We start from the raw sequence: 21,968 nt of genomic DNA, 5'->3' as shown, positions 1-21,968 counted from the left end.
TTTGGCAATATCTTTAGTGGCTTTGCCCATACTGTATTGGTATAAGATGAGCAGGCGTAGTCGGGCTCTGGGATTGCGCTCAGTCTTTGAGTGTTTGCCAAAGTCATGGTCTTCTAGGTTATGTATTAGTATGGTCATCAGTAGACTATACTATATATTTTGGGTTTGGTATAAGTTCTCTAGTATGCCGGTGATGCTTGAGCCTAATAAGTCAGCAGTGTTCGTGGTAGATAGAGCACGGGGCAAACGCCAGAAAAACAAAAATACGGCGCCCTTTCAAGAGGTCTACGTCAATCCGTATACTGCAGAAATTATCGGCAGTCGTGACAAGGAAGCTTGGGCGTTCAATAACACCATGTGGAAGGTGTTTTGGTTACATCGTGAGCTTTTAATGGGCAAGGTGGGCAACTTAATTTTGGGCATAGTGGCATTGTTGTGGACCATTAACTGCTTTATTGGTATTTACTTGACCTTGCCTCGCGCGACTCAATCGAAAGCGAAAACGAAAACGAAAGCTAATCTTAGTAAGAGCGCCGTGCGTAGTCATAACAGAGCCTCTTGGTTTAAGCGCTGGTTGCCTGCTTGGAAAATCCGCCGAAAATCTAACTTTTTTAAGTTTAATTATGATGTGCACCAAGCCTTTGGGTTATGGCTTTGGGTGATGCTATTCGTCATTGCTTGGTCGAGCGTTGGCTTTAACTTAAGATCCGTCTATCAGCCCGTTATGCAGACAGTGGTAGGTTTACAGCCTTTTGAAAAAGGGGGGAGACATAAGCCTGATACAAAGCCTGATACAGAGTCTGATAATCAGGCAGTAGCTAAAGCTCATGATGTGACGCTTAAAATCACCAAAGCTCAAAGTATCGAGTATCTATCTGCTCAAGCACAGAAGGTCAGTTTAGAGCACGGCTTAAAAGTTGAGAAAATATTGGGTCTGCGCTGGGTAGATGAGGATAAACAGTGGCAGATGCGCTTTAAGACCAATAAAGATATCGGTAATAAAGGCGGGGTGTCTTCATTAAATATGGATGCGGTGACAGGACAGGTGGTCAAAATTAACTTAGGTCACCAAAGCCCTACGGGTAATAAAATAAATGAATGGCTCAACAGTCTGCATATGGGCCATATCGGAGGCGATGTGGTACATAGGATTTATCAAGTGTTTTTGGCGCTGATAGGTATAGCGGTATCTGCATTATCGTTTACTGGGGTTTATCTGTGGTGGCGCGGCAACAGAGCGCGCAAAACCAAAGCCATGCGCGGTATGTAACCGGTCAGTTAGGAGACAAACAGTCGGCCGTTTGGGGTGTCGTAAGTTTCAATTGGCGTCTGATACACCCCGCTTAGACGCTCTTGCGTCATAACGTGCTCAGGTGAGCCATGAGCCACGACGGCACCTTTATCCATTAATACCACATGATCACTATAACGGTAAGCTAGGGTTAAGTCGTGTAGCACCACAAGCAATGTCTTGTGTGCGGTGCTTACGAGCTCTTTAAGATATTGTAATAAGAAGCGTTGATGACGAATGTCTAAATGATTGGTCGGCTCATCTAGCAGCAATATTTGAGTGTCTTGCATTAAAGCGCGTACCACCGCCAAGCGCTGTTTTTCACCACCGGATAAGCCGGACACGCGTCTGTCTTGCAAATGTATGAGCTCAAACTGATGTAGCAGCTCACGAGCCTTTGTGGTTTGTGCCACGTTTGGGGTTTGATACCACGCAAGCTGCGGGGAGACCCCAAGTAAAGCATACTGCAAAACATTTAAGGGCAGTTCAAACTGCTCATGCTGTCCCACCCACGCAATCTTACCTTGACTAATAAGCGAGTGCGGTGTGTTGCGATGGGGGCTGCCATCAGTGTTAGCCATCACGTAATTGATAGTACCTGTGGTCTTGAGTCTGGTGTGCCCAGTACAATTTAATAAGCTATGTAGCAACGTGCTTTTACCGGCGCCATTGGGGCCAATAAATGTGGTCAGCTGTTTCGCGTATAGCTGTAGATGAGGTACATCCAGCAGCTTTTTTTGACCGGCACATACTTGTAAGTTATGGATATGACATAGCTCAGTGGCTTGTGAGCTTTTGGGAGCTAAAGGTGAGGACATTGCGGAGCGCTCTAAACAAGAAGTGGCCAAGTCTGCGGTCATAACGTACCTATTATTAAAGAAGATAATGGGTTAAAAGTAGGGGGCTTCAGAGAAAAGAGTACATAATAACTAAGCACAAAAAAACCAGCTGCCCGCCATAAAAAAGACTAGAGCAGCGCTAGCCAGTACAAAAAACTCACTTGGTCAGCTACGGGTGCTGCGAATAAATAACCAAATAAAAAATGGGCCGCCGATTAAGGCCAAAACGATGCCAATGGGCACATCCACGGGGTAGGCCACATGGCGCGCCAGACTGTCTATAACCAATAAAAACAAGGCCCCAAACCAGCCGGACCAAAACATAATGCGCATTCGACCACCGCCAAACAATAGGCTGAGTAAATTGGGAATCATCATTCCAATAAATCCAATCACCCCAGACATAGATACCGCGGCCCCAGTCAGTAGGGCGCAAGCAATGATGACCAGTGCCCGAACCTGACCGACTTTTATACCCAAAGACAGCGCGGTGGTTTCCCCCAGCATTAGTCCATCCAATTGCCGTCCGAATGGTAAAATAATGGCCAATCCCAAAGCAATGCTTATCAAGGCATAGCGTAGTGGTACAAAGCCTGCCTCAGCCATACTACCTGCCAGCCAATTGGTGGCACTGCGCAGCACCATGTCATTTGACAAAAACAAAATTAAACTCACCAAAGCGCCACAAAAGGCGCTGATCACAAAGCCTAAGATAAGCAGCCCCATCTGACCACCACCCAAAAATCGGTGACAACCCAGCACCAACAGACATACCACCAAGCTGCCTATGAAGGCGGCCAGTGGCACCCCAATGCCAGAGATGCCCAGAGCCAGTATCAATACCACCCCTAAGGCTGCGCCACCAGAGGTACCAATTAAGCTCGGATCGGCCAATGGATTTTCGAATAAAGCTTGTAGTGCAGCGCCACTCACTGATAGGGCTAAGCCCACCAATAAGGCGGTGACTACCCGAGGATAGCGCAGCTGCCATAAGGTGGCATCAAGTTGTGAGGGGCTAGACCACTGACCAAATCCCACGCCCAAGCTCAACCAAATCAATAGGGCAGATACCAAGACAGCAGCGCCATAGCTGATTACGGTTGTAGACAAGAATCGCTTATGTGGGTACACAAAATTGGACATAATAGATCTCAGTCAAGTTGCTAATTGGCCAGCTTATGTAGCTTATCGACTACTTGAGGTGAGGCGAGTCCGTAGCGTAAGAACTCATCGGCATCCCAAAAGTAGATGTGGTTATTTTTGGCCGCGGGGCTATTGGCCACCTCTGGGCGCTGCCGGAAGCTGGCAATGGAGCCAATGACCGGTTTGTTGTGGTCAGCAATGATAATCACATCAGGCTTAGCTGCCATCCAGCCTTCGCGTGATAAGGGTTTAAGTCCTGAGACATTGGCAGCATTTATCCCACCTGCACGTTTGATAAGCTCATCACCCACAGTACCTGCGCCAGCCATAATACGTCCATCATAGCTTAGCAAGTAGCGGGTTTTGGTCGCAGGTTTTGGTGCCATTTTTTGGCTCCAATTGGTTGCCAAACGGTTGGCTTGTGTGCTGCGCTCCAAGTAGCTGCCAATTTGTCTAATACTGTTGGTGTAGCTGGTGATATCTTCTTTTGGTGCCACATTGACCGCTTTGACGTTTAAGCGGTTAAGACGCTGATAAATGCTGGCTGGCTGAGCCATATAACTGCCCAATACCAAGTCAGGCTTGAGCGCCATTATTGGCTCAGCTGTGATGTTGCGGTGGTTGCCGACACTGGCTGCTTTGGCCAAGCGCGGGCTGGTATTAAATTGGTCTTTACCCACTACCTTATTGGCACTGCCCAAAGCGACCACAATATCGGCCACATCAGGGGTAAGCACCACAACGCGCTCGTAAGCCTGTGCCGAAAGACAGGTTAGGGGCAATAATGTGCCAAAAGCGAGGGTATTAAAAAAAAGCTTAGGTCGCATAAAAACATCCTATATAAAGGCCTAGCACAGTGTGGCGCTAGGCTATGACTGCTGATATAAAAGGCTATTTGGTAAGCTCAGTGGCGGGTGACTCGATAAGTAGATGCTGCTCAACTAAAGAGGCGGTAAGCTTGCGCCAATAGTCTTTTTCAGGTTCACCCTCTTGACGTTGACCGAAGAAGGTCACGATGGTATTGCCGTAGGCGTCGAAGCCTTCAATGCAGGTGACTGTACCGTCCTTGGTCGGTCTTTTTACGCACCATACTTGTGCCAGCGCCTCATCGTTAAGATGTAAGGTAAAGTCCGTGTGCTTTTTATCTAAGATGTTAATCCAGCTGCCCATGCGTTTTACGTGATGTACCACACCAGTTTGGATTTGGACCACGCCGCTGTTACCCACAAAGGTCATGATGGGCTCGGCTTGCTGCTGTGCTAGGGTGAGCAGGCTCTCTATCGCCTTTGGGTCAAGCGGATAGGTGGTGTTCTCAGGTGCTTGTAGGTAGCTACTGGCACGGTCGATACCGAGTTTTTTTAACAAGATATAAAACTGATGGATGTCGGTTAATCCCAGCCATTTTTGCTGCAATTTGGCTTTATCGTCATCATCTAAGGCGTGGTACTGCCAAGGCTCATTAACCGCTGCAGGCTTTAAGTTAACAATCACATTTTGAGGATTGGCTTCAGCTTGAGCAGTATGCTGTGCGATCAGCTCAAACCACTGCGTGATGGCAGCAGGACTGTAATCTCGCAAGAATACTTTGGCAATGGCCGCACCGCTCTCATCAAAAAACTGGATGCTCAAGGAGCCAGGAGAGTTCTCATCCGCCTTCGAATCATCTGTAAAGGCAAGCATGTGCTGCCATTTATGGACAAAAAATCTTAAGTCCAGCCCGCCCACATCAATAGCAAGTCCTGTGTGGCCACTGAGCTTTAGGTTCTTTAGTTGTCCGGTTTTTTCGTGTACCGCAAGCTCATTTCTTACAATACTCTCAAGCTTTTCAAATCCGGTCAGTGCCTGTAGTACGTCAGTGCACTGGGTGCCCATATATTGGCTATAAGGCGAGGCCAATAACAGCTCAAGCTCACTGACCTTTAACTCTTTTGCCGCTTCTAAAGGGAACCACAGCTTGCGTTGGGCCTTTTGATCTACATAGCGATTCCATAGGGCTGTGTCTTTTTGTACTGAGGTATTGTTAGCAAGTTGGCTATCAGAGGGGGCGGGGGTGTCTGCGCTGGCTAGGGTGCTCATAGTGATCCTTATTGGGTTAGCAGATAAATAACATATTAATGAGCCATAAAGATGGCAAATGGCTATTGATTCAAAACATTTTTTTGTATAACGGCAACATGACCGTAAGGCCAGTTGTTTTAGGGTGAAGAGTATAACCATCAATTATTAATATGTAAATGATAATTATTATCAATAGGTATTGATTATCATTTACGATTAATATACAGTACGCTACAAATACAGACACGAGTGAAAGCTGTTTTTCTTTTTGACACAAACTAACTGATAAGGTTTGCTATGACCCAAACGTTTTACGCGACTCACCCCCTAAAGCAAGCTATTTTATTAGCCTTAACGGGTTTATGCGCTGGATATGCCATTAGTGCTCAAGCACAAAATCATACAATCAATGATACCCAAGCAATTAATGACAACACGGACACTCAAAAAGCTGCGCTGCAGCATACAAAGTTTGATCCTATTGTTGTGACTGCCACGCGAAGCAATAAGTATTTAAGTGAGACGCCGATACCAGTACAGGTGCTGGATAAAAATAAATTAAAACAAAACCATGCCCAGACCTTAAAGCAAGCACTAGAGCTGCTGCCCAATGTGTATTTGGCCCAGCTGCGTGGCAAAACTGGCTATGAGGTCAGAATGCAGGGCTTATCAGGCGATCAAGTACTGGTACTTATCCATGGTCTGCCAGTATCGGCCAGCACCAGCTCAAGCTTCAATATCGCTCAATACCTCAATACTCAAGTAGAGCAAATCGAGGTCATTCAAGGGGCTGCTTCTGCACAATATGGTAGCTCAGCGATGGGCGGTGTTATCAATATCATTACTAAGCCCATCAGTGACACCCATGCCTCTATTACCGCAGAGCTTGGTACCAATACCTCACAAAACCCTTCAGACAAAAAATTTGATAACAACTATAGCTTTGTAGAGGGCAGTGTCGAGGGTGCTTTATCAGATGACAAGCGTCTAAAAGCGCGCTTATCGGGGGCTTATCGTGATGATAAGGGTCTTAGCGTAGATAATGAGGCTTGGCCTCGTCTAAAAGATGCCACCGAACAAAAACAGGTGCAGGCCAAAATCAGCTTTACTCCTGATATCAATGAAGTGGATACAGCCAACCCCAATAGCCGATACTGGCTAGAGGCGGGATATTATGAAGAAGAGGACAGCAGTCGCTTCAATTATGTTGCCCGTAATGGCGCGGTACAGGCGCAGCAGCGAGATGAGGATATTAAGCGAAAAAGAGTCAGTGCCGGCGGTGAGACTAAGATTTTTGCAGGCAATGCAGAGGGGTACAAGCTATCAGGCTCAGCACTGTATGAGAACTATGACAGTCAGTCGCACAATACGGCCAGTGGCAAAGTCAGTGATGTGCGTGACTTTGATTTAACGACCAACTTAGCACAGCTACAGCTAGATTTTCCGCTTATTTATAGTGGAGAGAACCAGTGGCATGCGCCGCAATTGGGTTTGAAGTATCAAAAAGATAAGCTCGATCAAAAAATAGATGGCGTGTCAGAGTTTATCACCGATAAAGTCGATCGTGATGTACTTGAGGCTTATGTTCAAGATGATTGGGCATTAAGTGACAATACTGAGCTGGTGGCGGGCGTGCGCTATCAAGATGACAGTGACTTTGGCAGTCATTTTGCGCCAAAACTTGCCTTAAAACACGACTATTATGATGCCAATAATCGCAAGCATGTGTTTCGTGCTAGTGTCGGTCAAGGCTACCGAGTACCCAATTTAAAAGAGCGATACTATCTATTTGACCACAGCAGGTATGGCTATAAAGTCATGGGTAGCCCTGATTTGAAGCCTGAGGAGTCGATAAGTTATCAGCTGGGCTATCAGACTCAGCTAAACGATAAAGTCGGCGTGAGTGTTAACGGCTTTTATAACGATGTCAAAAATCTGATCCAAACCGATAATAACCATCCGGTAATGGACGGTGGCATAAAGGTATTTAGCTATGACAACGTCGATAAGGCCGAGACCTATGGCGGAGATATAGGGGTTGATTGGCAGCTAAATGATAAAGCGATGCTTAATTTGGGTTATGGCTATTTGCACACCAAAAACAAAACCACAGGTGGCGACCTTACCTATAGTCCTGAGCATAAGGTAACCGCCAATGTACAGTATCAAGTGACCGATAAACTGCAATTTATACAACAAGTACGGTATGAGTCCAAACAGTTAACCGATACCGCTGCCAGTAGCTATTCACCTCACTGGTGGGGGCTTGATAGCCGTTTTAACTATACAGCCAGTCCGAATTTAGATCTATATATGGCAATCAACAACTTACTTGATGAGCAGCGCAGTGCCAGTGATGCCAACGATCAGCGGCCTATTGATAACCGTCAGTGGTTAGTGGGTGCCAGTTATCACTGGTAGTAGAGTCGCTGCGCACCCGCGGCTTACGGCTTTATCATTTATATATTACACTGAGGTTGTATGAGATTAACATTCAATAAAAAGCGCTTAACAATGAGCGTACAGCTACTGTTGATGGCTGGCATCAGTCACTATGCGCAGGCGGCGGCAGTTGAAGCGGTCACCAGCTCGACAGAACACGCTACTGATTCACAGCCCACCGCGACATTTGACGCCATCAGCGTGTATGCAAATAGCTATCGCACCACGGGCACCAAAACCAATCTGAATCCGCAAGATTCGCCGATGAGTTATGAGCGTATTGACCAACAAGTCTTACAAAGTCGTCAGGCAGATAGCGTCAATGCCGCATTGCGTTATGATCCCAGCATCACCAGTGAAAGCCGAGGCACCACCACGTTATTTGATGAATACAATATTCGTGGTTTTAAAACCTATTCTAACTTTTATGATGGCATGCGATTGGCTTATGATGGCTTTTGGAACCTGACGCCTCAGGTAGATGTCTATGCAACTGAAGCGGTAGAAGTCGTCAAAGGGCCTGCTTCTTCCTTGTATGGGTATGCTTCACCAGGGGGCTTAGTCAATCAAATTGCAAAAACGCCCAGTAGCCAAGAGGCACATGAACTAAAAGTTAGAGTCGGCAATCAAGACCTAAAAGAGGTGGCCACAGACCATACAGGCGCTGTTACAGATACCTTAAATTACCGGCTAGTAGCTTTGGCCAGAAAAAAAGAGGGTCAAATGCAGACCACTAAAGAGGAGCGGATTATGATAAATCCCTCTTTGCAGTGGCAGCCCAATGATAAGCTAAGTGTGATTGCCAATATGTTTTATCAAGATGACCCCCACATGCTACCTTTAACGCCGCTGCACTCAGTAGGCACGTTGTATAATTCTAGCTATGGCAAGCTTGATAGTGATGCGTATGCAGGAGATGTATGGGCTAATTATCGTAAAAAAGTATGGATGCCAAGTCTGACCACCAACTGGGATATCAAGGACAACCTGCAATTTAAGAATGTGATTCGTTATACCGATGCGAAGGGTAAGCAGCGTAATATCTACAATCGGGGGCTGGTAGAGGATACCGATAACCTGCTGATCCGCGCCGCTTATACCACAGATGAGGAGATGACCAATTTTACCACCGACAATCAGTTGGCCTATCAGTTCAATAGCGGTGATGTAAGCCATAATCTACTATTGGGGGCAGAGTACCAAACCACCGATAGTAAGGCTCTGTATAAAGATGCAGGTGCTGCAGGAACACCGCTACTTGATATGAGTCATCCTGACTATCATCTTGTCAATCCCGAGACACTGCCTTTAGATAACTATATTGAAACGGCTGATATCAAGCAAAAGCAGCTGGGTCTTTATTTACAAGATGAGATACAGTGGAAGGATTTGACTGTGGTGGCAGGCCTGCGCCATGATGACTTTGACAGTAACAATCATAAAGTGGCCGCTGGTGTGGCATCAACGGTCAACAATAAAGCCAAAAAAACCAGTGGTCGTCTTGCGGCAATTTATAATTTGGACAATGGTTTTTCTCCTTATTTAAGTTACTCCGAATCTTTTGAGCCTGTGGTGGGCAGCAACTTCATTACAGGAGAGGCCTTTGAGCCTACTACCGCGGATCAAATTGAAATAGGTGTTAAGTATTTATCTGCCGATTCGAAGACCAAAGCCACCTTGGCCGCCTATGATATTACCAAAAACAATGTGGTAGTCAGCGACTACGTTAATTATCGCAATCAGACCCAAACTGGTGAAATTACATCCAAAGGTTTTGAGGTATCTGGCAGCCGCAAGGTTAATGACTGGATGGATTTATCAGTAGGGTATGGCTTTACCGATGCCGAAATCACCGAAGATGACATCAATCCTCAATATGTGGGCAATACGCCAGAGCAGGTAGCCAAACATAAAGCCACGTTGTGGTCGACTTTTTATCCTACCGATAAGATAATGCTCAACACCGGCGTACGCTATCAACAAGGCATGCAAGTCGATAGAGAAAACAGTGATGAGTTGCCCAGTGTGACACTGGTGGATATCGGAGGGTCATATCAATTAAATGACAGATGGCGCATAGAGGCAAATATCAGTAACTTATTTGACAAGACCTATGTGGGCAGCTGTTATGATAAGGCAAACTGCTGGATGGGGCCTGAGCGTCAAATGAGCCTAAGTGCTACTGCCAAGTTCTAATACAATCGGTATGGCACCTGATGAGCATCAAAAAAGCTGCGGTTATTCTACATAGCCGCAGCTTTTGTGTTTATCGTCATGAGAAAACAACCTGTATCAAACAGATATTATTTGTTTGGTGATTGTTAGTCTTGACGCCAATAGCCTTTGACTATCATAGCTGAGCGATCTAAGTTTAGTGTTGGTTTTAATAAGGCTCTTAATGCCTTGCTGGTAGAAGTCTCTAGGGCACCCCAAACTTTCTGTATATGAATCGGATTGCTCTTTAGATGCTGAGTTAAGGTATGCGCAATCAGCTCAGCTAAAGGCGCGCCTTGAGACAAATTAGCATTCATTACAGGCAATACAGTCAAGGCATCATCTATTAGCGGATTGGCTTGTCTGTCTTGTAAGTAGGCCTGGTCAGCGGCTTTTTGAGTGATATAAATGATAAGGGGGGCGATAGGGTTCTGCCATAGCTCAAGCAGTCTTGCCACCGTCGGTATCGAGGTCTCATCTGCTATCAATAAGCTTTGCCCTTGCTGTAAATGGGCGATGTTCTCCGGTACTTCTCGCTTGGTTTTGACCGTATCTTTAGGTGTTAATGCAGCTAACCACTGAGCGCCCAATGTCTCTCCGTGCAAAAACACATCAACCCAAGCTTCCTCATCCCCTGTTGTTGGGTTTGTAGACACCTTGCGCAGGGTGTAGTAACGATGCGTACGCTGGGCGGCGGCGGTATCGCTATTAGAAGCGGTCTGTAACGATAGGTTGTGGCTTAAATCAAATAAATACGCATACCCTGCTTCAGAGACAGGAAAGCAGCTGTTATCAGAGGCGGCGGCAGGCGCGCTTAGTAGCAAGCGGTACATATTATCGGTAACAGCAAAACCTGATTTTACCTGAAACAATTTTTCTGCAAGTATGATGGTCTTTTTTCGAAGCTTTTTATCCGCTTGTTGCTTTAACGCAATGTACTGATACTGTAGCTCATTTAAATGCGTAATGACCTCAGGAAAAGCGATAAAGTAGTGAGTATCGCTTTGGGGGGCATCACTTGCTAAGCTTGGTAGGGCTGAGACTTGAAGGCCAATACCTTGGGCATAAATATCAACCAACCTAACGTCATGTTGCTTAGGGGAGAGGTCGGTCAGCGGCGTGAACGCTTTGATAAATCCAACCAGCTCGCTGAAGTGCTCCTCATTGATATGGTCGATGATACGCTGTTTTTCTTCCCCCTCAAGTGCCGTATATTTTAAATCGTTGGGGGTTAAGTCAGGTTCAGGCATTAAAACAGCAGCCATAAGTCACTCCAATATTTGCTAAGCTCACATAAATAATATCTAATGATAATAGTTTTCATTATTATTTGCGAGCAAAATTCAGCTTAATTTTTAGTGCCATTTTTAGTATCAGTACAAGAGCAAGCACCGAGACGGATATGCCGGCCTTTTTACAACATAGAGATGGCATCGGTGCTGGCCTGCTTTCTTTGTTCTGGGTCAAGCTCCACAAGCTTGCCTTGTTTCATAAGTAGTAGGCGGTCGGCATGCTCAAAGTAGCTGTCGTCATGACTGATAATAAATAACGTTTTACCCAAAGCTTTTAGCTCAGGAATTAAGTGTTGATAAAACACTCGGCGAAAGGCTGGGTCTTGATCGGCGGCCCACTCATCGAGTAGCAAAATGTCTTTTTGTTCAGCCACGGTGGTTAGCATGGCGAGACGCTTACGCTGACCTTGCGACAGCTTATCTGTTGAGAGCTTATCGCCATCGATACTGACTTTGTTTTGTAGTTGCAAGCGGTGCTGCCAGTGCTGTACCAAGTCCATGTCTACGGCGTTGCCGTCTTTGCCAATCAGCTGTTTGAAGATATGCTGATCACTAAAGATGGCTGAAAAAAGCTGGCGATATTGAGTACGGTTGGCCTCGGTGATCAAGCGACCATCAAGAGTCATCTCGCCACTTGTCGGGGCGAAGATGCCCGTAAGTACTTTGGCCAGTGTGGACTTGCCACTACCGTTCGAGCCTATCAAAAACACCACATCGCCTTTGTTTAAGGTCAAATTTACCTGCTTTAAAATCAAATCTTGGCTTGAGTACTGATAATCTATATTGCGCAGGGTTAGGGTCTGCCAAGTTTTATTGGCTGTGGGGCTGATAAATTCAGGCTGATATTCAGCCAGTTGTAAAGATTGGATTTTATCGAGTGCCACTTGCGCCGTCTGTAGGGTGGGGTAGGCGCCGACCGCATGCAGAATCGGCGACTGCATAAACAGCAAGGTCAATGCAAAGGTGGTGGCCACCCCAAGCGATAAACCAAGGTAGCTGGCCACAGCGAAGATAACCCCAATGGCTGCAAACATCATGATATTTGACCAATTCACGGCAGATAAATGATAAGTATCGGCCTTGATAATGGTTTTTTTGTAGGCCTTAGCATGGCCAACAAGGTCTTGCGTGTATAACTGCTTGGCGCGCTGCTGGTTGAGCGCCAGCTCCTTGCGCCCTTCAATAACGGACTGATAATCTTGATAAAGCGCGTCATTAATATCGCGAATGTGGGTGAGGTTTTGGTAGACATGTTTTACCAATAAAGTGCTTATCCATATGGTCAAAGCAATCCACAGCATAATAATCAGCAATAAGGGCCAAGACAGACTGCCCAGATATAAAGACACGGCCACTGCCAAAATAATACCCTGTACCAGCTCCGGCATTCTGACAAAGGCTGTGGTTAGGGCTTGGATATCAGTCGATAAGCTGGCCATGAGCCGAGCACTGCCCAAGTTATCTACCTGTGCTACGGGTGTGTCTAAAATTTGCTTAACCAGCTGAGTACGCAGCTTATAAACAAACTGATGACCCAAGCAGGTTAGAGCGTATTGCGACGCAAAAGAGGTCAGCAGTAGCAGCAGTACCATGGCCAAAAATTGAGCGAAGCTTTGCCAAGATAATGCCTCAAAAATCTGACCACTTAAAAAGGTGTGATTGATATAAGCAATGATGCCCACACTGACCGCTGCATTTATAAGATTGAGGACAATGACTTTAACAAAACCTAAGCGATATTGAGTCCAGATAAGCGTATACAGGGAGGAGATGGGCGGTGGTGAGATAGCAGACATAGTAACTCGATAAGTAACTTGTGGGTAACAGAAGGAGGCATAATGCCTATTTAGGCATGGGCTTTGTGGTAACAACAGCCCTATATAATCAATACCTATATAATGAATAAAAGGGAGTAGGCGTGACCTAATCCCTTTTATGAAGTGCTCAGTGCGCCGCCTGACACATAAGTCTGGTGCTCATGTGTCTATGGTAGGGCAGCGACCACTAGAAATCAAAAGTCGCTGATACTTTAACTGAGGTAGGCTCGCCAGCATTTAAATAACCTTGGCCAGGATAACCGCCCACAGATTGCCAGTAATCTTCACCCGTCACATTGCTCACCACACCTTTTAAGGTCATATCTTGCTTGCCTAACTTAGTGCGGTAGCGGGCACCTAAGTCTAAGGTGGTGTAGCTATCAACTTTTAGGGTGTTGGCCGCATCGGCATAACGGCTGCCGGTATGAATCACATCACCAGTTAAAGTTAAGCCGGAGATAGAGGCAACATCATATTCTAAATTGAAGTTACTTTGAAGCTTAGGAATACCAATCACGCGTTTACCATCGAATACTTGTGAGCCGGTATCAGTTTGTTTGGCGTCTAAGTAGCTCACCCCCGCGTTAAAGCGCAAGTTCTCAGCTGGGCTACCAAACACAGTAAGCTCAACACCTTGATGGCGGTTTTCACCCGCTTCTACAAAGGTATTGGCATCATTCACGTAAGCACGCGGCTGCGTCGTGTGATAGATCGCAAGGCTACTGCCCACGGTACCGTTGTCATACTTTAAACCAATCTCAGATTGCTTAGACACATAAGGTGATAAGGCTTCACCAGCATTTGTCACTACCTTTACTTAAGCTTTCGATATAGTTGCCATACACCGACCAGTCTTTATTAGGCTGATAGACTAGGCCAACGCTTGGGGTCCATTCACTGTCATCATAATCTGAAGTTTTGACTTGAGTGCTATAGTCATAGCTGCGGGTTTCGATGTTTTGATGGCGCACGCCAAAGGTAGCTTTTAATTTATCATCCATTAAGCTAATGGTATCTGCTAGCGCCACGCTGGTTAACTGAGTCTCAGAAGCAAGCCTTGGGTCACTTAAGTTACCGCCATAAGCAGTAGTATCAGTCCAACTATTGTCTTTATGAGCGGTCGGACGATACAAGTTGGTGGGCAGTTGATTGCCATAATCAAAGGCATAAGCCCCTTTTTCTTCTTGATCGTATAAGTCGCCAGCTAAAGTCCAGTTGTGCTGAGTGTTGCCAAGTTGTAGTTTGCCACGCAAGCCCAGCTGCGCGCTTTGCACCTTATCTTCACGGGTGTTATCAAAGCGGTAAGTGCTACCAGTGCCGTCGGTATTGGTGACCGTAAGGTTGGCCAAAGAGTTCTCTTCTTCACCTTTTCGGGCGCCATAAGCGGCATAACCAGTTAAGTTGTCTTGGAAGTCGTATTCAGCGCGGACAGTACCAAATAGGTCTTTTTCGTTAGAATAGCTCCAAGGCTGGGCCCAGTTTTTGTCGCCTTTTGGTGCTTCAGGAACAGCAGTGACGCCACTTAAGGTCACATTAGGGCGTGTCTCATCAAGCTTATTGTCTTGCCAGCCGAAGTCCGCTGAAACACGGTATTTGTCTGCGCGGTAATCGAGACCAAGAGCTGCCAAGCCCAATTTGGCAGATTCATTGTCAACAGCACTGTCACCGTCTTGATAGGCGGCGTTGAAGCGAACCCCTACGGCGTCATCTTGACCAAAACGGTCGCTAACATCGATGCCCACTCGGCCTTGGTCACCGGCACCATAGCCTAAGGTTAACTGGCGCAGTGGCTCATTGCCGGCACGCTTTGGCAGTAAGTTGATACTACCACCAGCATTACCACCACTGGGCGCGGCACCATTAAGCATAGCAGACGCACCGCGCTGTAATTCCACACGCTCGAATAATTCTGTGGCTATGTATTGACGCGGCAAAATACCATACAGGCCATTGAACATAGTGTCATCAGAGTTGGTCACAAAGCCGCGCATTAAATAAGCTTCTTGGAAGTTACCAAAGCCTCTTGCCACACGAACAGTCGGATCCTTTTTAAGTAGGTCACCCACACTGTGCGCTTGTTGATTTTTTATATACTCATTGGTATAAGCGGTGGTCGAAAAAGGGGTGTCCATGATATCTTGGTTGCCCAGTAGCCCAACACGGCTACCAGTGGCCACTTGTCCACCCTCATAGGCGACGGGTAAGCCTTGTGCCGAAGCGTCAGCGCTCGTAGTGACGACAATAGAGTCAAACATAGCGCTTGGTGGCGTCTCAGTAGCTTCATCAGTTTGCGCTAGGGCCAGTGGACTGCCGCCTAGCAAGAATACAGATGCTGATAGACAGTACAAAGGCTTAAAAGAGCCTGCGGTGTAAGTATGATGAATGTGTAATAATGCTGAGGATAGACGAGACAGTTGCATGAAAGTTTCCAGCCTGTTAGTGAAAGTGCTTATTATAATGTGAATGATTTTCATTACAACAAGTTTTACACAGACAAGCTAAAATTTTTTTGTCATTAACTAAGCCGTCATTAAAACAGGTTTCACTGACTTAAAAATAACTAAGATGCCCGTAAAGCGGGGAAGCGCTTAATCATAAATGCTACCAGCAATAAGGCGATTAGACTAATCCCCGCGCCAACATAGCCCACACTTGATAACGAGATGTGGGTCACTGCATAACCGCCAAATAAGGCGCCAGTACCAATACCTAAGTTAATAATACCTGAGAACATAGACATCAACATATCTTGGGCATGCAGATCCACCATAAGTACTTTGGCCTGCATAGAGATGATTAACAGCATTAATGCCGTGCCCCATAACAAGGCATTAAGGCTAAGCGCCCAGATAGAGTTGACCGCCAATAACAAGGTAAGCATAGACACTAGCATGACTATGATAGAGCCTAGCATCAATAAGGTGCTGTGTCTGTCTCCCCAGCGGCTAAATAAGATACTACCGATGATGCCTGCGCCCCCGAATAATAATAATACAAAGGTTGCCAAGTTCTCACTAATTGAGCCAATTTCACGCATAAAAGGTTCGATATATGAATAGGCGGTATAGTGGGCGGTAAATACGGTAAAGATAAGCAAGTACAGACAGACCAAAAGTGGGTTTTTTAGCAATTCTGGCACTTTTCTAAAAGAGCCTTTAAACATGCTAGGCAATGACGGTAATAGCTTAGCTTGTAATAAGCAAACCACCAGTGCCACAATACCTATGCCGCCAAAAGTAGTACGCCAGCCATACCACTGTCCGATCACTCGGCCCAAAGGAACACCCAGTACCATAGCCAAGGAAGTGCCGGTTGCCACCACGCTTAAGGCGAAGGCTTTTTTGCCTTCAGGCGCCACTCGAATGGCAATCGCTGCGGTGATTGACCAGAATATAGCATGAGAAAAAGCGATACCCACTCGGCTAATTAATAGAACATTAAAACTCCAAGCAAATACGGATAGCGCATGACTGACGATAAATAATGCAAAAATACCCAGTAATAGCTTTTTGCGTTCAAGCTTACTGGTGAGTAGCATTAATGGCAGCGACATGGCCGCCACAATCCAGGCATATAAGGTGAGCATCCAGCCGGTTTCGGCGGTGGTGATGGAGAAGTCTTTGGCAATATCGCTTAATAAAGCCACAGGCACGAATTCAGTGGTATTCATAACAAAAGCACTGATGCCCATTAATAGGACTTGAATATATTGAGTTCGGCGAGACAGGGTATCTGCCTGAGAGGTATGTGTCATAAAATCAAATACAAAAAGGGGCCAATTACTAATAATTAGCCTAAAGAAGAATAGTTTTAATTAAGAAAAATGCTGCTAAATCTAACAGATAGAGATGAAGGATGACAAGATAACAAGTTAAGCTCCTAAATTAAAGGGGCTTTTTGCTACCATTGCTCACTTTTTAGGTTTATCACCTATTAAAACAGGCGCAAATACCGTCTAAGATGGGGGCTGTAGTGTCTGCTGGCGTGCCTGATAGCGGCTATAATAAAAAATCATCAGGCCAGGTGCATACAATAATAGTGACAGCAATAGGTTATCAATGCCCGCGGCATAAATTAGCCAAACACCATATATAATGGCGCCTAGCCCCACCGCCTTGATATGCCACCGCTCTGATTGGGTAAAAGATAGCTTAACCAAATAGGCTCCGACCAAAAAGTAGGGTATTAAAATCATAGAGGTTGAGATGCGCACCAATAGGTTGTAGCCTTCGCCTGTCAAAAATATCATTAATAAACACAGCTGCACAGTGAAGCTGGTGAGCATCAATGAGGCAGTGGGTGTGCCTTGCGCATTTTGTTTGGTGAAAATACGCGGGAAAGCCTGGTATTTAGCTGCGGTATAGGGCACTTCAGCCGAATACAAAATCCAGCTCAAATAAGAGGCCAATACGGAGATAACAAGGCCAATACTAATGGCCCATTTGCCCAAACTGCCTGTCATATGCGCCATGATACCCGCCATTGACGGGTTACTTAGAGCCGCAACATCGGCCCGGCTCATGACCCCTAGCGAAAGTAGGGTAATGGCAATATATATCACCAATGCTAAGATCACACCAATATAGGTAGCCCGCCCGATATCAGCGCGCCTTTTGGCCCGCTGTGATAGCACAGTGGCCCCTTCAATACCGGTAAACACCCATAAAGTGATCAGCATGGTGCTTTTGACCTGATCCATAAAAGGCACCTCTAAACTGGTGCCAGCACGATCAGTATTAAAGGTGTCAATATCAAATGCATAGCACGCAAATATAATAAAAGCGATAAGCGGTAGGCTTTTTGCCAAAGTTGCTAGCAAGTTAATAAAAGCCGCTTGTTTGACACCGCGCAGCACCAGATAGTGTACCAGCCACAAGATAAAAGACTCACCCAATAAGGCCCATAAGGTATTGCCCTCCCCAAAGATAACCTGATTGGGGGTATCAACAAAACTACCCAAAGCGGCAAATGCGACTACCAAATAGCCCACCACGCCAATGGTGGCACACAGCCAGTATCCCCAGGCCGAAAAGAAACCTGCCAAATCGCCAAAGCCGGTTTTGGCATAAGTATAAATACCGCCATCAAGCTCGGGCTTAAGACGTGATAAGTGCAAAAAACAGCCGGCGAGAAATAAGATACCCACACCGGTGATAAGCCAAGCGGTAATAATGGCATTTGCGCCTGCAACCTCGGCCATATTCTGCGGTAAGCTAAAGATACCGGCACCCACCATTGAGCTGAACACAATGGCAGTGAGCATGGCCAACCCGATTTTTTGTCCATTTAGCATCGTGTTATCTCTGTGTCGTGCCCGCCTTGGTGAAGTAGCCGCTTAGCTCATTAATATGCTCAGGGCCAATACCACAGCAGCCGCCAATTAGTGATACCCCTTGGGCCTGCCATTTTTTTGCCCAGTCTAGATAAGCCGGCGGGGTAAGATCCTCACGGACCTCATCTAGCCCATCATTGGCTGTGGCATCTTTTGGCTGTGGTGCAAAGGCATTGGCATAAGCACCAAGCTTAATGTGGGCAGCCCCTTTTTGTTGTAGCACACTTTGAGCCACTTCTAGTGCCTGTTCAATCACTTCAGGCTGACAACAGTTAAATAGTATCGCCTCTACATTTAGGCCAGCCAGTGTGGTCACGGCTTCTACCACTGTCTCTCCAGATCGTAAGCGAGGCACATCAAGGTGCTCACTGTCCTCTAAAGTAAAAGATACCCATACCGGCTTGTTGTCTGTATCAAGCTTAGTAAGTAGTTTACGAACGGCCACCGACTCTGCGATTAGGCTTTGAGTTTCTGCCAGCCAAAAATCGACATACGGGTGCAACCCTGTAATTAAGGGCGTGGCAATATCTTCTACCTGTTCAGCTTGGAATAAATCTGCTCGGTAGGAGCCAAATAAAGGAGGAATAGAGCCGGCTACTTTGGTGGGTGTATTTTCTAATTCGACAGCAGCGCGGGCCATTTCTCCTGCTGAGGCTGCTAAATCTTGAGCGTGCTTAGCAAAGCGCGCCTCGCCAATATGAAAGGGGACAAGCGCATAGCTATTGGTGGTAATAACGCCAGCACCGCTTCGAATAAAGTCACGATGCACATCACGTACAATCTCTGGCGCTTCTATCATAGCCAGTGCTGACCATTCAGGTTGGCGAAATGGTGCGCCGCGTTTGGCAAGCTCTCTGCCCATACCCCCATCAATAATTGTAATTGCCTTAACTGACATCATAAGCTCCTTTTTATTATAAATAGTGGCCCCTGCGTAGGCGCGGCACTTGATGGTGCCTTAGTGGTAACATGACACAGGAAGCCTTTAATTGTAATCGACTCAAGAAAAGAAAATATATTAAGCGTCAAGATACTAGGCGTAATAACAGACAGATGCAACCAAAAATTTACCAAGCTTGCGCTTGGTATTTGGTGGCATCATTTTTTATTTTGGCAGCTAAGCAGTGGGGTTGTCGGGGTAGGGAGTGAGACTTGTCGGTTTGGGCAGGTGTCTAATGCTTAGGCAGACTCTCAATAGTATCAAACCCATCTTTAGTACCAAAGTATAAAGCTTGGGTTTGGTTGTCTCTATAAAATCTAAGCTCTTTGCCTTTATGATCGGTCATGGTGAATTCTTGTAATAGTTTTTGCCAGTGTGCCATCTTCTCATCGATATTGTGATTTCTGGCAAAAGTAGGCTTTAGAATATAGGTGATGTCCTCAGCTTGTTCTTGAGATAACAGATTTATTATTGTTTTGTGTTCGGTCAGATGACGGCAGATTCTTTCTACGTCTTCTATAGACTCTTTGCTGTCTGTCAATTTAATAATTAACATGGCGGTGTATCCTTATACTTACAGTTTAAAGGCTTGAATTTGTAGATATTATATCAGTTGCTCTGAAAAAAGCGTTAAGCGTTACAGGTTAACGCATAAGAAGCTACTAAGGTGCACTTTACTTTAGATTCGACCCGCATCACGGCGGTTATTTCTGAGCTACCTGCTGTGATGGTTCTTCAAAATCAAACAGCTCAATCGTAGAGCTTCTGTAACTATCCCCTAAAATAACACATCTCTCACAAACGTATTTGTAGTGTACAGATTGAGAACAGGTGTTACACACACTCTAGAGCAAAAAGCATCTATCAACTTCATAAAACTAATTAAAGAATAACTTTCCCTTGATATTAAAAAAAAATTAAGCTATTTTATTACTTGCAAACTAGTTGTATAGACAAATTAATTTTTATTAATTGCCATTTATTAAACTGCATTTATAAGGATGTTTTATGCATTATTCTCCTAAAAAAGACGGTATTAAAAGTCATGGGTTACCATTTGATCCATTTAAAAGCAGTGCCGTTCCTCGCCCTATTGGTTGGATTTCGACTATTTCTAAAGATGGAAAAGCCAATCTAGCGCCCTATAGCCAATACCAAAACCTTACTTGGGATCCACCGATGGTCATGTTCGTTGCTAACCAGTCCGTTTTGGACGATGGGCAAAGCCGTAAAGATACTGTCCGTAATCTTGAAGAAACTGGATGGTTCGTATGGAACATGGCAACTTATGATTTAAGAGAAGCCGTCAATAAATCTGCTAAAGCTTTACCTTATGGAGAGGATGAATTTGAGTACGCAGGTGTAACAAAGGCTGACTGTATTGAAGCTCCTGCTCCCAGAGTAGCTGAATCTCCTATTAACTTTGAAATTGAATACGTACAGTCTATAAGAATTCCTACAGGTAACCCCGTTTCCACATTTGAAATTATTATTGGCCGTGTTGCTCATGTCCATATTAAAGACGAGTTTATAATGGAGAATGGAAAAATAGATATTGCTGCTATTAAGCCTCTAGCACGTCTAGGTTATTACGATTACACCGTAGTAGAAAAAATATTTGAGATGAAGGCTCCTGTTGCTTCAGATAAAGAATTGGCAGGCCTAGAAGGTCGTACAGATTAAATCTGTACTCAATTGATAATTAGATTAGATGCTGGCCTCTATAAATATAGAGGCTAGTGTATGGTCTACTTATACCAACTTATCTGAGGAATTTGTCATGGAAGACAATCAATCCAAATTATCATCTTCTCTATCTCTATTCCGATTTTTCTTATATTCTTTATTAGGAATATTTATATTTTTTATTCCTATTAAAGTGGAAGGATCTTCATCAATACCCCTAGATCATATGGCTAATTGGTTGAGTAGCAATCTACCCACTGCAACCACCATATTTATATTACTATTGATAGTGTGTGGTAGCATTTATCCATTTATCAATAAGTCATGGAACAAATCTACATTCAATATAGTTTTTACTATGTTAAAAGTCTTAGGGGCTCTTTTTGCATTCCTAGTTTACTTTAACCAAGGTCCTGAGTGGTTTCTAAACCCTCATATTGGCCCTTATGTATTCAACTACCTAGTTATCCCCGTAGGAGTCATGGTTCCTTTAGGAGGAGCTTTCTTAGGCTTACTTACAGGGTATGGGTTACTAGAGTTCATGGGCGTCATTGCTAAACCTATTATGCAGCCTATATGGAATACACCTGGGCGCTCCGCTGTTAATGCTCTTGCATCCTTTGTTGCGAGCTTCGCTGTAGGTCTATTGATTACCAATAGAGAATATCGAGAGAAAAAATTTACCAAGCGTCAAGCAGCTATCATTGCTACTGGATTTTCTACAGTTACTGTAGCTTTTATGGTAGTAGTTGCTAAGACTCTAGGGTTAATGGAGGTATGGAACATTTTGAACCGCCCCGAGTATATCGGAGAGTGGATTACTTGAGTCAGGCAGCTTTGTTTGACTCATTAAGACTATCATAGTATCGTCTCTCAAACTCAAAAGGCGACACATAACCAATCGTACTATGAAT

At 45.2% G+C, this 21,968-nt stretch carries 17 protein-coding genes; 5 read left to right on the top strand and 12 right to left on the bottom strand.

Annotation, left to right across the window (positions count from 1 at the left end; genetic code table 11):
• Positions 1 to 130: 130 nt before the first annotated feature.
• Positions 131 to 1,270, top strand: coding sequence for a PepSY-associated TM helix domain-containing protein (locus JMX92_RS11830; protein WP_227675368.1), 1,140 nt, complete (start codon positions 131 to 133; stop codon positions 1,268 to 1,270).
• A gap of 8 nt (positions 1,271 to 1,278) precedes the next feature.
• On the opposite strand, the gene JMX92_RS11825 is transcribed toward JMX92_RS11830, so the two are convergent.
• The 4 genes from JMX92_RS11825 to JMX92_RS11810 all read right to left on the bottom strand — a co-directional run bounded on the left by JMX92_RS11825 (position 1,279) and on the right by JMX92_RS11810 (position 5,349).
• Positions 1,279 to 2,151 carry an ABC transporter ATP-binding protein gene (locus tag JMX92_RS11825; RefSeq protein WP_201545854.1) on the bottom strand — a complete coding sequence of 291 codons (873 nt, stop codon included), beginning with the start codon at positions 2,149 to 2,151 and terminating at the stop codon, positions 1,279 to 1,281.
• A 144-nt stretch (positions 2,152 to 2,295) separates the two neighbouring features.
• A complete protein-coding gene (locus JMX92_RS11820) occupies positions 2,296 to 3,240 on the bottom strand; it encodes a FecCD family ABC transporter permease (RefSeq protein ID WP_265089788.1) in 945 nt (314 codons plus the stop codon).
• Positions 3,241 to 3,293: 53 nt separating this feature from the next.
• Positions 3,294 to 4,100 (bottom strand): heme/hemin ABC transporter substrate-binding protein, encoded by an 807-nt coding sequence (locus tag JMX92_RS11815; protein WP_201545852.1) that lies wholly within the window; start codon positions 4,098 to 4,100, stop codon positions 3,294 to 3,296.
• 64 nt (positions 4,101 to 4,164) lie between these two features.
• Positions 4,165 to 5,349, bottom strand: a complete 1,185-nt coding sequence (locus JMX92_RS11810) for a ChuX/HutX family heme-like substrate-binding protein (protein WP_201545851.1) — start codon at positions 5,347 to 5,349, stop codon at positions 4,165 to 4,167.
• Between the two features lie 279 nt (positions 5,350 to 5,628).
• On the opposite strand from JMX92_RS11810, the gene JMX92_RS11805 reads away from it, so the two are divergent.
• Positions 5,629 to 7,752 carry a TonB-dependent receptor plug domain-containing protein gene (locus JMX92_RS11805; protein WP_201545849.1) on the top strand — a complete coding sequence of 708 codons (2,124 nt, stop codon included), beginning with the start codon at positions 5,629 to 5,631 and terminating at the stop codon, positions 7,750 to 7,752.
• Positions 7,753 to 7,845: 93 nt separating this feature from the next.
• Positions 7,846 to 9,969 (top strand): TonB-dependent siderophore receptor, encoded by a 2,124-nt coding sequence (locus JMX92_RS11800; RefSeq protein ID WP_227675367.1) that lies wholly within the window; start codon positions 7,846 to 7,848, stop codon positions 9,967 to 9,969.
• 125 nt (positions 9,970 to 10,094) lie between these two features.
• On the opposite strand, the gene JMX92_RS11795 is transcribed toward JMX92_RS11800, so the two are convergent.
• The 8 genes from JMX92_RS11795 to JMX92_RS11765 form a co-directional block, all read right to left on the bottom strand.
• Positions 10,095 to 11,252 (bottom strand): SIP domain-containing protein, encoded by a 1,158-nt coding sequence (locus JMX92_RS11795; RefSeq protein WP_201545847.1) that lies wholly within the window; start codon positions 11,250 to 11,252, stop codon positions 10,095 to 10,097.
• A gap of 149 nt (positions 11,253 to 11,401) precedes the next feature.
• Positions 11,402 to 13,075, bottom strand: a complete 1,674-nt coding sequence (locus JMX92_RS11790) for a multidrug ABC transporter permease/ATP-binding protein (protein WP_201545845.1) — start codon at positions 13,073 to 13,075, stop codon at positions 11,402 to 11,404.
• A gap of 208 nt (positions 13,076 to 13,283) precedes the next feature.
• Positions 13,284 to 13,904, bottom strand: a complete 621-nt coding sequence (locus tag JMX92_RS13685; protein ID WP_265089787.1) for a TonB-dependent receptor domain-containing protein — start codon at positions 13,902 to 13,904, stop codon at positions 13,284 to 13,286.
• Entirely contained in the window at positions 13,888 to 15,516 is a 1,629-nt protein-coding gene (locus tag JMX92_RS11785) for a TonB-dependent receptor (RefSeq protein ID WP_265089786.1), read from the bottom strand. Before JMX92_RS11785 ends, JMX92_RS13685 begins: the two co-directional genes overlap by 17 nt.
• Positions 15,517 to 15,656: 140 nt before the next feature.
• On the bottom strand, positions 15,657 to 16,850 hold the full coding sequence (locus JMX92_RS11780; RefSeq protein WP_201545843.1) for a sugar transporter: 1,194 nt from the start codon (positions 16,848 to 16,850) through the stop codon (positions 15,657 to 15,659).
• Between the two features lie 201 nt (positions 16,851 to 17,051).
• Positions 17,052 to 18,389: a basic amino acid/polyamine antiporter gene (locus JMX92_RS11775; RefSeq protein WP_201545840.1), complete on the bottom strand. Its 1,338-nt coding sequence runs from the start codon at positions 18,387 to 18,389 to the stop codon at positions 17,052 to 17,054.
• Positions 18,390 to 18,393: 4 nt separating this feature from the next.
• Positions 18,394 to 19,311: a homocysteine S-methyltransferase family protein gene (locus tag JMX92_RS11770; RefSeq protein WP_265089789.1), complete on the bottom strand. Its 918-nt coding sequence runs from the start codon at positions 19,309 to 19,311 to the stop codon at positions 18,394 to 18,396.
• A gap of 289 nt (positions 19,312 to 19,600) precedes the next feature.
• A complete protein-coding gene (locus tag JMX92_RS11765) occupies positions 19,601 to 19,924 on the bottom strand; it encodes a hypothetical protein (RefSeq protein ID WP_201545838.1) in 324 nt (107 codons plus the stop codon).
• 452 nt (positions 19,925 to 20,376) lie between these two features.
• On the opposite strand from JMX92_RS11765, the gene JMX92_RS11760 reads away from it, so the two are divergent.
• Both JMX92_RS11760 and JMX92_RS11755 read left to right on the top strand, forming a co-directional pair.
• Positions 20,377 to 21,051, top strand: coding sequence for a flavin reductase family protein (locus JMX92_RS11760; RefSeq protein WP_201545835.1), 675 nt, complete (start codon positions 20,377 to 20,379; stop codon positions 21,049 to 21,051).
• A gap of 97 nt (positions 21,052 to 21,148) precedes the next feature.
• Positions 21,149 to 21,880 (top strand): YjiH family protein, encoded by a 732-nt coding sequence (locus JMX92_RS11755; RefSeq protein WP_201545832.1) that lies wholly within the window; start codon positions 21,149 to 21,151, stop codon positions 21,878 to 21,880.
• The last annotated feature ends 88 nt before the right edge of the window (positions 21,881 to 21,968 follow it).

Source organism: Psychrobacter sp. H7-1, assembly GCF_904846585.1.
Lineage (GTDB): Bacteria > Pseudomonadota > Gammaproteobacteria > Pseudomonadales > Moraxellaceae > Psychrobacter > Psychrobacter raelei.
This window is presented reverse-complemented; position numbering and strand designations above follow the sequence as displayed.